Annotated in this window: 12 protein-coding genes; 1 reads left to right on the plus strand and 11 read right to left on the minus strand. The window is 65.0% G+C overall.

Annotation, left to right across the window (positions count from 1 at the left end; genetic code table 11):
• Positions 1 to 12: 12 nt before the first annotated feature.
• Genes wecC through RMP09_RS06180 form a run of 6 tightly spaced genes read right to left on the minus strand, consistent with a single transcriptional unit; the run spans position 13 to position 7,290 of the window.
• Positions 13 to 1,233, minus strand: coding sequence for a UDP-N-acetyl-D-mannosamine dehydrogenase (wecC, locus tag RMP09_RS06155; protein WP_310565123.1), 1,221 nt, complete (start codon positions 1,231 to 1,233; stop codon positions 13 to 15).
• 1 nt (position 1,234) lies between these two features.
• Positions 1,235 to 2,323, minus strand: a complete 1,089-nt coding sequence (locus RMP09_RS06160; protein WP_310565124.1) for a hypothetical protein — start codon at positions 2,321 to 2,323, stop codon at positions 1,235 to 1,237.
• Positions 2,324 to 2,326: 3 nt separating this feature from the next.
• Positions 2,327 to 3,799 carry an MBOAT family protein gene (locus RMP09_RS06165; RefSeq protein WP_310565125.1) on the minus strand — a complete coding sequence of 491 codons (1,473 nt, stop codon included), beginning with the start codon at positions 3,797 to 3,799 and terminating at the stop codon, positions 2,327 to 2,329.
• A gap of 21 nt (positions 3,800 to 3,820) precedes the next feature.
• Positions 3,821 to 4,960, minus strand: coding sequence for a non-hydrolyzing UDP-N-acetylglucosamine 2-epimerase (gene wecB / locus RMP09_RS06170; RefSeq protein WP_310565126.1), 1,140 nt, complete (start codon positions 4,958 to 4,960; stop codon positions 3,821 to 3,823).
• On the minus strand, positions 4,957 to 6,171 hold the full coding sequence (locus tag RMP09_RS06175; RefSeq protein ID WP_310565127.1) for a TIGR04063 family PEP-CTERM/XrtA system glycosyltransferase: 1,215 nt from the start codon (positions 6,169 to 6,171) through the stop codon (positions 4,957 to 4,959). The genes wecB and RMP09_RS06175 overlap by 4 nt, the downstream gene beginning before the upstream one ends.
• 3 nt (positions 6,172 to 6,174) lie before the next feature.
• Positions 6,175 to 7,290, minus strand: coding sequence for an acyltransferase (locus RMP09_RS06180; protein ID WP_310565128.1), 1,116 nt, complete (start codon positions 7,288 to 7,290; stop codon positions 6,175 to 6,177).
• A 6-nt stretch (positions 7,291 to 7,296) separates the two neighbouring features.
• On the opposite strand from RMP09_RS06180, the gene RMP09_RS06185 reads away from it, so the two are divergent.
• Positions 7,297 to 8,646, plus strand: a complete 1,350-nt coding sequence (locus tag RMP09_RS06185) for a phenylacetate--CoA ligase family protein (protein ID WP_310565129.1) — start codon at positions 7,297 to 7,299, stop codon at positions 8,644 to 8,646.
• A gap of 53 nt (positions 8,647 to 8,699) precedes the next feature.
• Here RMP09_RS06185 and xrtA read toward each other — a convergent pair whose 3' ends face one another.
• The 5 genes from xrtA to RMP09_RS06210 are packed head-to-tail and all read right to left on the minus strand — an operon-like array spanning position 8,700 to position 14,577.
• Entirely contained in the window at positions 8,700 to 10,274 is a 1,575-nt protein-coding gene (gene xrtA, locus RMP09_RS06190; protein WP_310565130.1) for an exosortase A, read from the minus strand.
• Complete coding sequence (locus RMP09_RS06195) at positions 10,264 to 11,505, minus strand: TIGR03087 family PEP-CTERM/XrtA system glycosyltransferase (RefSeq protein WP_310565131.1); 1,242 nt, start codon at positions 11,503 to 11,505, stop codon at positions 10,264 to 10,266. Before RMP09_RS06195 ends, xrtA begins: the two co-directional genes overlap by 11 nt.
• 25 nt (positions 11,506 to 11,530) lie before the next feature.
• Positions 11,531 to 12,583 (minus strand): FemAB family XrtA/PEP-CTERM system-associated protein, encoded by a 1,053-nt coding sequence (locus RMP09_RS06200; protein WP_310565132.1) that lies wholly within the window; start codon positions 12,581 to 12,583, stop codon positions 11,531 to 11,533.
• A complete protein-coding gene (locus tag RMP09_RS06205) occupies positions 12,576 to 13,439 on the minus strand; it encodes an XrtA system polysaccharide deacetylase (RefSeq protein ID WP_310565133.1) in 864 nt (287 codons plus the stop codon). Before RMP09_RS06205 ends, RMP09_RS06200 begins: the two co-directional genes overlap by 8 nt.
• Before the next feature lie 13 nt (positions 13,440 to 13,452).
• Positions 13,453 to 14,577: an XrtA/PEP-CTERM system-associated ATPase gene (locus tag RMP09_RS06210; RefSeq protein WP_310565134.1), complete on the minus strand. Its 1,125-nt coding sequence runs from the start codon at positions 14,575 to 14,577 to the stop codon at positions 13,453 to 13,455.
• Positions 14,578 to 14,579 lie beyond the last annotated feature (2 nt).

Genomic DNA, 14,579 nt, shown 5'->3' on the forward strand with positions numbered 1-14,579 from the left:
CACCCGTACTCATCACCGCAGCACCCCTTTGGTGTCGATCACCACCTTGTCCTTGGTCACCTGCGGGTCGATGTCCTTGAACTCATCGTGGTCGACCAGCAGCAACAGGATGTCGGCCTCCTTGAGCACGTCCTTCAGGCCGTGCAGCGGAAACTTCACCTTGTCCTGTGACACATTGGGTTCGCAAGCCATGATCTTGCCGATGCCCGAATGCAGCAACTGCTCGACGATCTCCATCGAAGGCGACTCGCGCAGGTCGTCGATGTTGGCCTTGAAGGCCAGTCCCAGGCAACCGATGACCGGGTCTTTGAAACGTTGGGCCTTGGCGCGCACCTTTTCGATCACCCAGTGCGGCTTGGCGTCGTTCACTTCCCGTGCGGTGCGGATCAGGCGCGCCTCTTGCGGGGCGCTGGAGACGATGAACCACGGGTCCACCGCGATGCAATGCCCGCCCACGCCCGGGCCTGGCTGCAGGATGTTCACACGCGGGTGCCGATTGGCCAGGGCGATGGTTTCCCACACGTTGATGCCCAGCCGGTCGCAGATGACCGACAGCTCGTTGGCAAACGCGATGTTGACGTCGCGGAAGGAGTTCTCGACCAGTTTGGAGAGCTCGGCGGTGCGGCTGTCGGTCTCCAGAATGGCACCGTTGCAGAAGGTCTTGTACAACGCCTTGGCCTTGGACACCCCGGCCTTGGTGGTCCCGCCGATGATGCGGTCGTTGTCCACCAGCTCGCGCAGGATGTGACCAGGCAGCACACGTTCAGGACAGTGCACGAAATGCACCTTGCCGGCCAGCTCCGGACGGCCTTCGGTGATGATCTTGGCGATCACCTCGGTGGTGCCCACCGGCGAGGTGGATTCCAGGATGACGAGATCGTCTTCCTTGACGAAGGGCACGATGGCGCGGGTGGCCGCTTCGACGTAGCTAAGGTCGGGAGCCTTGGGGTTGCCGTCCACTTCTTTGAAGGGCGTGGGCACCGCAATGATGAAGGTGTCGCCCTCCTCCGGCGTGAGCGAGGCACGCAGGTTGCCGCTGTTGACGGCTGAACGGACGAGGATATCGAGGTCGGGCTCGACGATGTGGATGCGTCCGGAGTTGATGGTCTCGACCGCCTTGGCGTTGACGTCCACACCCAGCACCTGGTGGCCCTTGGTGGCCAGCATGGAGGCGGTGGGCAGGCCGATGTAGCCCAGGCCCATGACGACGATTTTTTGCAGTTCTCTTGCCATTTCAGTTCCCTCTGTCGGTGATGTCGATAACTGGTTGTTCTGGGACGGCCTTGGCCGCAGCGGTCATGAGCAAGCGCACGCCGATGGCGTTGAGGTGTCCATCGTGTGGGCCCATGTCCAGTCGCAGCGGCGATTGGCGTTGGTGTGCCCGGTACAACGGCTCGCCCCGCACCACCGGGTATCCGGCGGCCCGCAAGCGGTGCTCCACATGGTAGCCCTCGTCAGGGCGCCGGACGCCCGCTTGCAGGTTGCGGCGGTTCATGTCGATGGCAAACACCAGCCGCACGCCCTGTAAAGAGGTGACGTCACGCAGAAATGCGTCCATCGCCGCATCGATGACGCGCTGTTGCCGCTCCGTCAGGGGCACAACCTCCGCAACCCCGGCTGCTTCGGTCAGCGCTGGTGACGTGACATGCGCGTCGGGTGCGCCGCTGCGCCAGAAATCGGGACTTGTGAGCCGTTCGCCACTGAACTTGAGTTGTGAAACCAGGTATTGCGCGAGGGCGGAACGGCGCAAAAGCTCCTTGAGCGGACCGGATGGCGCGCGCCGCCGGACAACGGGTGTCAGTCGCTCGGGGTCCAGGCAGCGCGCATGCACGTTGCCCGAGTCGCACAGGGCCTGGCTGGCATCGCTGGACTCCATCATCACCACGAAATCCCGCAGGCCGAACGTCTCGTGGGCCCAGCGGATGCGTTCCGCATAGTCCAGCAAGGACGAACCCGGACCACCCATGGCGTAGACCGGCCGCTGCCCGCCCAGGGCACGTTCGAGCTGCGCGGCTGGCCGCTGGGCCATGGGGAGCATGGCCGCCTCGACATAACTGTCGCCCACCAGCCCGATGGCATGGCTGTCGCGCTGGAAATCATGCTCGGCAGCAAAACCGTGGTTATTGGCGTGCATGTGCTGCACATCGCGCAAGTCCCAGCCGGTGGCCATGGTCCAGCGGTGGTGCGGCGGATTGGTCAGGATGTTGGGGTGGACGTGGTAACCGGTCTGGGTCGATGTCGAAATGGGCAGCGCCTGCAACAGCAACTCCACCCCGACCAGCATGGCCAGGGCGCCGAGCAACATCTGCAGGATGCGTTTCATGGCTCAGAAGTTGAAGTAGATGAAGGCGCCAGCCACGCCCCGGCTGTTGTTGAGCAGGATGAGCAGGCACACCAGCGTGGTCGACGCCCCGACCGCCCACGCCTTGCGCGCATCGCTGACATCGATCCAGCGCCGCAGGTCCTGGCCCAGCACGTTGCTGTTGCGCGGCCACAGGGCCAGCACCGTCCAAACGGCGACCAGCCACCAACCGGTCGCGGCCTTCAGCCCCGCGTTCCACAGCGCACTGGCGGTCTGGGCCGATTCGAGCGAAAGCATGGCCGCGTACACCGTGACGGCGCCGTCAAGCGTGGTGGCCCGGAACAGCACCCACGCGCCAACCACCGCCAGCATGGTGACGCCCCAGGCCAACAAGCGGCCTGCCCGTCCTCCGGGCTCGGCAGCCGAGGGAGTGGCTGCGCTCTGTGAAGCCCAAAAGCGCGCCCACAGTTGCTGCACCACGAGATACAGCCCGTGCAGCGTGCCCCAGAGCACAAATGACCAGCTGGCGCCATGCCACAGCCCGCCCAGCACCATGGTGGTCAGCAGGTTGGCGTAGCGCCGGGCCTCACCGCGCCGGTTGCCACCCAGGGCGATGTACAGGTAGTCGCGCAGGAAGTTGGACAGCGAGATGTGCCAGCGGCGCCAGAACTCGCTGATGTTGGTGGCCCGGTAGGGCGAGTTGAAGTTGAAGGGCAGGCGGATGTTGAGCATCCACGACAGCCCCACCGCCATGTCGGAGTAACCGGAGAAGTCGAAATACAGCTGCAGCGTGTAGGCCAAGGCACCGAGCCACGCCTCTTCCACGGAGATGGGAACACCGGCATCGGCGGCGTTGAACACGGCGTCGGCATAGGGGCTGATGCCGTCGGCGAGCACCACCTTCTTCAGCAGCCCGATGGCGAAGATGCCCAGCCCGACACCGAGATTGGTGAAGTCGAACCGATAGGTACTGGACAGCCCGAACTGCGGCATCATCTGCGCGTGGTGCAGCACCGGGCCGGCCACCAGGTGCGGGAAGTACGTGACGAACAACCCGTAGTGCACGAAGCGAGGCTCTCGCACGCCTTTGGCATAGGCATCCACCAGGAACGCGATCTGCGTGAAGGTGAAGAACGAAATGCCGATGGGCAGGATGATGCGTCCCAGATCCCAATGGGCGCCAGTGAGGGCATTGACATTGGCCACCAGGAACCCGGCGTACTTGAAGTACGCCAACAAGGACAGGTTGGCCGCCACCCCAAAGGTCAGCCAGGTCCTGGACCGTGTGCTCCCGATACGCCGGCCCACCACGAAGTTGAAAACGATGGACGCCAGCAGCAGCAGCGTGAACCCGGGTATCCACGCGGCGTAGAACACCAGCGACGCCACGAACAGCCACAGCGCAGCGCCGCCTTCGCTCCAGCGACCGATGGCAAAGAACCCCGCCAAGACCACAGGCAGGTAGACCCAGGCAAACAACGCAGAGGTGAACAGCATGCCCGCGAAGCTCCGGAACGATCAGGCCAACCGTGCCCCGAAGGCCCGCACTTGCGCCACGATCCGCTGCACCGCCTGTCCGTCGCCATAGGGATTGTGCGCACGCGACATGGCGGCATACGCTTTGGTGTCGGTCAGCAGGCGGCGCGCCTCGGCCACGATCTTCTCGCGTGAGGTACCCACCAGCTGGACGGTGCCGGCCTCGACCGCCTCGGGCCGTTCGGTGGTGTCGCGCATCACCAGCACCGGCTTGCCCAGCGAGGGCGCTTCTTCCTGGATGCCGCCGGAATCGGTGACGATGATGTGCGCCCGGTCCATGAGGTAGACGAAAGGCAGGTAGTCCACCGGGTCGATGAGGTGGACGTTCGCCAGGCCGCGCGCGGCCAGGATGTCGTTGACGGGCTGGCGCACATTGGGGTTGAGGTGCACCGGGTAGAGCACCTGCACGTCGGCGTGTTCGGCGGCGATGTCGGCCAGCGCGTTGCAGATGTTCTGGAAGCCTTCACCGAAGTTTTCACGCCGGTGGCCGGTGACCAGAACGAGACGACGCCGAGGGTCCAGAAAACTGAAACGCTGCGCGAATTCGGCTTGCAGTGCCGGGTCGTTGCGCAGCTTCTCCACCACCGCCAGCAAGGCGTCGATGACGGTGTTGCCGGTGACGTGGATGGCCTCGGCCACCACACCTTCGCGCAGCAGGTTGGCTTGTGAGGCGGGGGTGGGCGCGAAGTGGATGTCGGCCAGCGCACCGGTGAGCTTGCGGTTCATTTCCTCCGGAAACGGTGCGTGCTTGTTGCCGGTGCGCAGCCCCGCTTCCACATGGCCGACCGCAATGCGCGAGTAGTAGGCCGCCAGGCTGGTGGCCAGGGTGGTGGTGGTGTCGCCGTGCACCAGAACGAGGTCGGGCCGTTCCTGCTGGAACACGCCTTTGAGCCCGTGCAGGATGCTGCCGGTGATGTCGAACAGGTCCTGGCCCGGCTTCATGATGTTGAGGTCGTGCTCGGGCACGATGTCGAACAGGCGCAGCACCTGGTCGAGCATTTCGCGGTGCTGGGCGGTGACGCAGACCACGGTTTGCAGGTCTGGGCAGGCTTGCAGGCCTTTGACCAGCGGGGCCATCTTGATGGCTTCGGGACGCGTCCCGAAGACGAGCATGACTTTCATGGTTTTCCTTGTTGTGCCAGCAGCGCCTGGTACGGCGCTTCGTAGTGGGCCACGCTGTTGCGCCAGTTGCGCACTTCTTCGACAAAGCGGCGGCCGTTGTCGCGCAGCTGCGGCCAGCGGTCGCGGTGGGCCAGCATGTCCAGCACGGCGGCCGCGAGCGCGTCGCGGTCGTCGGCCTTGAACAGCCAGCCGGTTTCGCCGTGGCGGATGAGTTCTTTGTGGCCCCCCACATCGGACGCCACAAACAGGTGCCCCTGGGCCATGGCTTCCAATGGTTTGAGCGGGGTGACCAGTTCGGTCAGGCGCATGGAGTGGCGCGGATAGGCCAGCACGTCGATCAGGTCGTAGTACCGGTTGACCTCCGCGTGCGGCACGCGGCCGGTGAACACCACCCGGTCGGTCAGGCCTTGCATCTGCACCTGGGCCTTGAGCGCCGCTTCCTGCGGGCCGCCCCCGACCAGCAGCAGACACAGGTCGGGGCGCTGTTGCACCAGTTGCGGCATGGCGGCGACAAGCAGATCCAGCCCTTCATAGGCATAAAAAGAACCGATGAAACCCAGAACCGTGCGGCCCTGGAGCCCCCAGCGGGCCTGCAAGGCCGGGTCGGCCGGCTGGGCCAGCTGGAAGCCCTCGACATCGACCGCGTTGGGGATGACGGTGACTTTGGCCGACGGGATGCCGCGCCCCACGATGTCGGCGCGCAACCCTTCACAGATGGTGAACACATGTTCAGCGCGCCGAATGGCGTGCGTTTCCAGCGCGCGGGTGGCGCGGTAGCGCAAACTGCCCTCGCGCGTGCTGCCGTGGTCGACGGCGGCGTCTTCCCAGAAGGCGCGGATTTCGTACACCACCGGGATGCCGTGGCGCCGCCCGACCTGCAAGGCGGGCAGCGCATTGAGCACGGGCGAGTGGGCATGGATGATGTCGGGCCTCACCTGCTCGACCACCTGCTCCAGTCGTTGCGCTAGAGCCCGTATCAGCCGGATCTCGTTCCACACCGGCAGGCTCGGCGAAGCAGCCAAGGCGGGCGTGCGAAAGAAATCCAGCCCGTCCACCGTTTCCTGCGCCTGTGCCGTGGCCCCTTGCTTGGGGGAGGTGAGGTGAAAGGTCTGCCAGCCGCGGGCCCGCTGTTCTCGCAGCAAGGCGGCGGTGCGGAAGGTGTAGCCGCTGTGCAGCGGGATGGAGTGATCAAGGACGTGAAGAACGCGCATGTGTCAGGCGCCGATGAGCTTGCGGCTGTGTTTGCCAAGCATTTTTTTGACCACCCAGATGGTGGCGGTCGACAGCAGCAGTGCTGCCCCCGCATACAGGAACAACATGGGCAGATTGCCAGGAATCACATCCCCACCGACCCCCTTGTAGACCGAACCTTCCATCAGGTAGACCGTCGCCACCTTGATGGCGGAGATGAAGTACGCGTGGATGAAGAAGATACCGAAGCTGACTTCGGCCACGAAGTTCAGGCGATGCCCCACCAGGTGGTGATGGCGATACAGCACCCACACCAGCAGCAGACAGGCGGCCGCTTTCATGGGCATGTGGTAATGCGGTGGCACCGGCCATTGAAAGACCAGACCGGCACAGGACACCGCCACCACGATCAGCAGCGCCCACCACCAGCGCTGCACGAGCGCCATGGCCCGGTCTTTGTGGTGCGAAAACGCCATGCCAAGCAGATAGGCAGGCAACAGATACATCGCCTTGTCGATCGGGCCATTGGGCCCATCCCGCCCCACCCACGTGGACACAACCAGCAAAGGGATGATGAGCCAGTACAGGCGCGGCATGCGCCGGTCAACCCACAGCAGCAGCGGCGCCACCAGATAAAACAGGCTGATGGTCGGCACGAACCACAGGGGTGCCAGGTGCTTGCCCGTGAGCAGGAACAGCCCGACCTGCTCCCACACGGGCAGGTCGTAGAACCATGGCCACATGCCGGTGCGCTGGGTGAATTGTGTGAAGACGATGAGCGCCGGGATCGACAGGATCAGGTACGGCAAGATGACCGTGAGGAGCTTCTGGCGCAGGTAGTTGCGAAACACGAACCGGGCGCTCAGGTGCTGAAACAGATAGCCCGCGATGAAGAAAAAGAAGACCGAGCTTTCGTTGACCATCGCATCGATCAAGCGACTGGTCAGCGGCGCTTGGCTCCAGTCCAGCGACGGGATCGTGTGCGCCATGACGATGCCCATGATCGCCAAGCCACGGAAGACGTGGATGTGTTGCTGGTAGTCCCTACGTTCAGTCATGGTGTTCCTCCATGGATTGCCCGTTTTCCGCGTCAGCAGGACCGTTGTAGCACCAAAAGTGACGCCCAGGCCGACTAACATGCGTGCATGAAGCTCCGAACCCGCCTCGTATCCGACCTGCTCTTTCCACTGCAGGAACGCATCAAGAAGCACACGACGGTCGCCGTGCGCCAGGAGATGGAGGCCAGCCAGTACTGGCCGCTGGAACGGATCGAAGACCTTCGTGTGAAGCGGTTGCGTGATCTGCTGACCCACGCCAGCGACCACGTCCCCCACTACCGAGACCTGTTCAAACGACTGGCCTTTGACCCGCAAGGCGTTGGTGGCATCGGCGACCTGCAGCGCCTGCCCTTCCTGACCAAGGCCGACATCCGTGCGAACACGGACGCCATGAAGTCCGATCAGGCCCAGGGACTGGCACGCTTCAACACGGGCGGCTCCAGTGGCGAGCCGCTGGTGTTCTTCATCGGCCGTGAGCGCGTGAGCCATGACGTGGCGGCCAAGTGGCGCGCGACCCGCTGGTGGGGTGTGGACATCGGCGACCCCGAGATCGTGCTCTGGGGCTCCCCCATCGAGCTGAGTTCGCAGGACCGCATACGCCACTGGCGCGATGCGTTGATGCGCACGCAGTTGCTGCCGGCGTTCGAGATGTCGGCCGAGAAGGTGGCGGGGTTCATCGACGTCATTCGCCGCACGCGGCCGGCCATGCTGTTTGGCTATCCGTCGGCCTTTGCGCACATTGCGCGCCACGCCGAGGCACACGGCATCCGCCTGGATGACCTGGGCATTCAGGTGGCGTTTGTCACCTCCGAACGGCTGTACGACCATCAGCGTGAGTTGATCGAACGCCTGTTCAACTGCCCGGTGGCCAATGGCTACGGCGGGCGCGACGCGGGCTTCATCGCCCACCAGTGCCCCAGCGGCGGCATGCACCTGACGCACGAGGATGTGATGGTCGAGATCGTCGATGCCCAGGGCCGCGTGTTGCCGCACGGCGAGAGCGGCGAGATCGTGGTGACCCACCTGGCCACGCGCGACTTTCCGTTCATTCGCTACCGCACCGGTGACGTCGGGACGCTGGACGATCGGCCATGCAGCTGCGGCCGCACCCTGCCCTTGCTCAAGGAAATCCAGGGCCGCAGCACCGACTTTCTGGTGGCACAGGACGGCACGGTGATGCACGGCCTGTCGCTGATCTACATCGTGCGCGATCTGGCCGGCGTGAAGCAGTTCAAGATTGTTCAGGAAAGTCTGGATCGCACCGACATCCTGCTGGTGACCGACGAACGCTTCGACCGGGCGAACCTGGCGGCCATCGAACGCGGCGCCAAGGCACGACTGGGGCAAGGCGTCTCGGTGAACGTGCAACTCGTTGGTGACATCGCACCCGAGAAGTCGGGGAAATACCGGTACGTGGTCAGCAAGGTGCCCAGCTGAACGCGCCGCGTGGGCACCGCGCAGCTCGATGAGACCGGAGGTGCCGCACATGTTCAGCGCGCCTCGTAGGTGGCTTGCAAGGCGGCACGCAAGGGCTGTGCCTGTGCGCTCATGAAGTCGGCCAGCACCTGATCGGCAGCGGCCACGCGCGCGTCGTCGGCCAGGCGCTCGTCCAGCGGGGTGGACAAGGCCACGATGGCCGCGTCATCGCCCTGCCCTTGCAGCAGCTGCAAGACGCCACGGAGCTTGGCTTGCACGTCGCTGGTGGTGAACGCATCGCCGACCCAATAGAAGCGCCAGACCCGCAGGCGCTGACCGTCCGACGTGAGCCCAACGGAACCGTCGCGCAGGGTCGTCCGCAGCACGCGCAGCGTCTGCCCATTGAACGAGGTGCTGTGCCAACCCTCGTCCACCTTGGACCAACGCGGATCGTTGCTGGTGACCACGACGTTGCTGGACGAGACGAGCTTGCGGTCGCGGCTTTGCTGGCGGTAGTAGCTGATGTCGAGGTCCACCGCCTGCCCTGCGGGGTCAACAAAACCGCTTTTCCAGCGCGCCGCCGGGTTCTTGAAGGCAGGCTCCCATGGGCTGGCCGGGTTGGTCTGCGCCTGCCAGGGGGCTGATGCGGCCAGCGGCGCAACTGCAGCGGGTGCGCCGCTCACGCTGGCCTGCACACCGCGCAGGGCCAGGTGGGGCAACAGCAGCAGCAACGCGGCCAGGGCCACGGGCCACCACGCGGTCTTGTGCGCCGACGGCGCCAGGGCCTGCTGCGTTGCGGGCCAAATCGGAGCAGGCGCCTCCGGGTCGGCCCAACGAGCTCCCATGAACAGCATGGTCAGGATCACCACGCCAAAGAATATCCAACCGTAGATGAGGTGGTCCACGCCCGTGGCCAACTCATTGCCCGAAAGATGGCCCACAAGGACGATCAGGTAGGCGCGCACCCAGTTGGCCAGCAGCGGCACCAGCAGCGCGACCAGCATGAACAGCCAACGTTTGCGTGCGCTGCGGTAGCTGAGGTAGGCGAACAGGCAGCCGACCATGAGCGAGGCGATGAGGTAGCGGATGCCGCTGCAGGCCTCGACCACCGACCAGTTGCCCGAGGGGATGACGAACTGCAAGCCTTCGCGGTAGACCGGGATGCCTGTCAGCCGCAGCGCCCACACGGTGAAGTCGGCCGTGCGGTCCATGAGCCAGGGCAGCATGAAGTCGCCCACCGGGGCGGCGAAATACAGGAACAGCAGCGGGAAGGTCAGCGCACGGGCGACCGCCCAGCCCAGCACCGCCGGAACGGCCAGAATGACCAGGGTGATGAAGGCGATGTGCGTGACCACGTTGACAGCAACCATGTCCCCCGCCAGCCAGAGCAGTGCGGCCCCCGCCATCGGCACCAGCGCAGACAGCGCCGGCTGGGGCGCCAGCCACGCCACGGTGTGGCGCATGCGCCAGACCAGCCACAGGCTGATCAGCGGCACCACCGCGCCATGGGCGTAGGTCTCGGAGCTGGACCAGATGTCGATGAGGCTGCGGATGGTGTCGCGGTAGGCAAGGAACAACACGGCCCACAGGGCCAGCAGCCACATCAGCGCCGGGGTCCATTGGGGCCGAAGAGCGTGTTCAGGCGCCATGGGCAGCCTCTTGCGCCGACGGGTCGATGAAGCGGTCGATGCCGCTCAGGTGCGCATCCCAGCTGAAGTGCGCCAGGACGTGGCGCCGGGCCTGTTCACCGAGGTAGCGCCCCGTGCTCGGCGCGGCCAGCAGGTTTTCAACGGCGTGCGCAAAGGACTCGGTGGAGTCGGCGCGGAACAGGCCTTCGTCCTTGCCGGCACCGATCGCTTCGGCGCAGGACGACACCGTCACCACCGGCTGTGCCATGGCCATGGCTTCGAGAATCTTGTTCTGGATGCCGCGCGCCACCCTCAGCGGCGCAACGACGACCGCAGCGTGCTGCAGGTAGGGGCGCACGTCGGGCACCGTCCCGGTGATCACCACGTGCTGGCTGGCCAGCGCCTGAACCTTGGGAGCCGGATCGCGGCCAACGATGTAGAACGTCAGGTCGGGTTGGCGCAGGCGCAGCACGGGCAGCACCTCGGACGCGAACCAGACCGCGGCGTCGACGTTGGGCCAGTAGTCCATGGCGCCGGTGAAGACGATGGCGCGGGTGTTGCCGGCAAACGGGTTCGGCAAGGCCGCATCTGGAGCGAAAAACTCGGCATCCACGCCATTGGACAGGCTGGACACCTTGTCACGGCACTCCGGTGCCGCCTGTGTGAACAGCGCCACTTCGTTTGGTGTGACGAAGAAGGCATGCTGCGATTGCGCCGTCACCGCGCGCTCATAGGCAAGCAGTTCCCGCCCTTCCCGGGCGTAGACCCAGGACATGGGCCATCGGTGTTGCGGAACATAGGCGGTCCACTTGGCCGAGTCGACATCCACGAAATCGACCAGCATCGGCACGCCCGGCACGCCCGGCAGCAGCGGCAGCAGCGGCAGCGCGTATTGTGCCATGGCCGACGAGAACACGACGCTGGCCTGCAGCGGTTGCGCAGCCGCCACTTCGCGCACCCAGCGTTGCATGCCGGGCGAGCGGTAAAAGGCCAGCGACAGGGCTTCTCCCTGCAGCAGACCGCTCAGGCTCTTGAGCTTGGCCAGCGCCGGGTTCAGGCGTTCGACGTGCAGGTCGGGGCACAGGGCCGCCAGCGTCGCCACATGCGCTTCATCGTCCGCGTGGTCGACGAAGGTGCCGAGAAACACACGGTGCTGCTTCTGCAGGTGCCGCAGCAGGTGGTAAGACCGCACCTTGTCGCCCTTGTTGGGCGGGTACGGCAGGCGGTGCACCAGGTAGAGGACGTTGGCCATCGGGGTTCTGGTGGGTCTCAGGCTCTCAACCGAGGTTGCGCACGATGAAGGGCCCCAGCCAGTTGGCCAGCCCGAGGGGCATGCGGCGCCAGGTGGCGATCAGCAGCTTGTACTTGGCGTTCGACGGGTTGTTCTGCGGAATGCTCTCGCGCTTGTAGAGACGGTATTCGTAGTACAGCGGCGTGGGTTCGAAACCCCAGTTCTTTTTGAAAGCGTAGGGGCCGGTGCCGACCTTGCTGCGGCCGTAGTCGAACACCTTGAGACCGCGTGCGCAAGCGCGGCGCATCAGCTCCCAGTACTTGAAATCGTTGGCGGCCAGGTCGCGCGCGGCTTCGTCGTCCCCGGCGTAGTACGGCAGCACTTCGTCGCGGAAGTAGAAGCTCAGCACACTGCTCAGAGGGCGGCCTTCGGCCGAACACACGGTGAGCACTTCGCAGTCCTCGCCAAAAATGTCCATGAGCACCTGGAAGTAGCGCCTGGGCATGGCGGGCGTGCCATGGCGGTGCACGTTGTCGGCATAGAGGGCGAAGAAGCGGCTCACGTCCGCATCGATGGCCGAGCTGAGCCCGTTCTTGATGCCCTTGCGCACCATGGCGCGCTGTTTGCGCGGGATCGCCAGCATGTTTTCTTCTTCCGTGGCCAGGATGGGCTTGCGGAAGGTGACGTACAGGTCCTGCACCGGCCAGTCGGTGTGGCGGCGGCGGACGTGGCGCAGCTCCAGATGGTCCACGCCCGCGGCTTGCGCGATGCGTTGCGCCTCGGCTTCCAGTGCCTGTGCAGCCTTCTCGTCGGTGGCCGCCACACCGCCATAGACGGTGAACGGCAACCCCGTCAGCGAATGGCCGAACAGACGGCTGTGTACGCGGGCCAGGGGCAAAACGCCCAGGACGTGGCCGCCCTGCTCTGCGTACAGAAAGTGGGTTTCATGACGGAACACGTCGCGGATGACGGTTTGCCAGCCTGCGCGGTGAAAAAACGTGGCGTCAGGACAGTGTTCGACAAAGGCCTCCCATTGCGCCACCTGCGACGGGTTGCCGCTGTCGAGTCGATGGATCTGCAGGCTCGCCGAATCAGGCAACGGACACCTCGCGCGGGTGGCGGTTGAGAAAGACCCGGTCCATGCGGTCCCAGCTGAAGTCCCGAAGGAGGCGATCGAGCTTGCGTTCATTGCGACCGATGTTCACGTAGTGCCTGAAGCGCGTCCGGGCATCGATGCCCGGCACACGTGGTTGCTGGGCGTCGATTTCCCAGGGGTGGAAGTAGAAGATGGCCGACTGCGCATCGCGCACGTTGACCCGCTGCAGCATCCAGCGCGAGATGCTGTACGGCAACAGCCGAAAGAACCCGCCGCCGCTGGACGGCAGGTTGCGATCGAACAGACGCAGCGTGGTGGGCGGCAACTCCATCAGTCCAGGCCGCACCTCGTGCGCAAAGCGCGGCGCGTCGGGCATGCCGTAGTGATCGTGCCGGACGGGGTAGACGCTGGAGCTGTAGCGGTAGCCGGCCTTGAGCAAGGTGTCCAGCGCCCAAAGGTTGTCGGCGCCGATGGAGAAGCTGGGCGCGCGGTAGCCCAGCACGGCCTGGCCACCCAAGTCTTCGAGAATGTTTTTGGACCGCTGAACGTCATCGAAGAACTCGGCCTCGCTCAGGTCGCTGGCCCGCTGGTGCCCATAGCCGTGGCTGGCCAGTTCGTGACCTTGATCGACGATGCGCCGCACCAGCATCGGATAACGCTCGGCGACCCAGCCCAGGGTGAAAAAGGTGGCCTTCGTCTGGTGCCGATGGAGCAAATCGAGGATGCGCTCGACGTTGCGCTCGACACGGCATTCACGCCGGTCCCAGTCATCGCGGCGGATGTAGGGTGCAAACGCGGACACCTGAAAGTAGTCCTCGACGTCGATGGTCAGCGCGTTGGTGATGCGGCTGGGCGTCATGTGGGCTCCCGCCTCAACGTTCAGGCGGCGGCACGTCAGGCCCCGCACGCAGGCGACCGGCAGCCGAGAAGCGCCGCAGCACTTCGAGCAGTTCCAGGCCCAGACGCTCCTGACGCAACATGCTGCGCTCGATGCGCAGCAGCCGGTCGCTCAGTTGCATGGCCGACATCTGGGTCAGCTGGCGCCCAAGGTCATCGGTCAGCAAAGGATCGATAGCACCCATGCCGCTGTCACCAAAGTCCACCAGTGGTGCTGGCCTTGAGACCGGTTGCCCGGGCAGGTTCGCCCAGGGATCGCCCAGGGGCAGCGCGTTCGTGTCCGGCCCCGCGTTTTCGGCTTGCATTTCCACGATGACTTCGTTCACGTCTTCGACCGAGAAGTGGCTGGACTCGGCCAGATACCCCTGCAGCAGCAACCGGTCGCACAAGGTGTTGATGCGGCGCGGGATGCCACCGCAGAACTGGTGGATGACGTGAAACACCGCCGGATCAAACGTCGGGCTGTCGGTCGCACCGGCGCACTTGAGGCGGTGCTCGATGTAGGCACGCGTGTCTTCTTCGTCCAGCGGCCCCAGGTGGCAGCGTGCGGTGACGCGCTGGCGAAGCTGCAGCATGCCCGGGCCTTGCAGGATCTCGCGGAACTCGGGCTGCCCGACCAGGAAGGTTTGGAGCAGAGCCTGGTCACCAAACTGGAAATTGGAGAGCATGCGCAACTCTTCCACCGCCAGCGGCTGCAGGTTTTGCGCCTCGTCCACGATCAGCAGGCAACGCTTGCCTTGCGTGGTCTGGGTGATGAAAAAGGCCTCCAGCGCCATGAGCAGGTCGGCCTTGCCGGAACCGCGCACCGGCACCCCAAACGCTCCACACACCAGCTTGAGCGCGTCCTCTGCACCCAGCTGGGTGCTGACCAGGTGCGCCGCGACCACGCTGTTGGTGTCCAGGCTGTCGAGCAGGTCGCGCACGATGGTGGTCTTGCCGGCCCCCACCTCACCGGTGATGACAATGAACCCCTCACCCCGCATCACGCCGTACACCAGGTACGAACGTGCCCGCCGGTGCGGCTTGCTGCTGAAGTAGAACTGGGGATCGGGGTTGAGCTGAAAGGGTTTTCGGCTCAGCCCATAAAAGGCTTCGTACATGG

The organism is Hydrogenophaga sp. (assembly GCF_031426985.1).
GTDB lineage: Bacteria > Pseudomonadota > Gammaproteobacteria > Burkholderiales > Burkholderiaceae_C > Hydrogenophaga.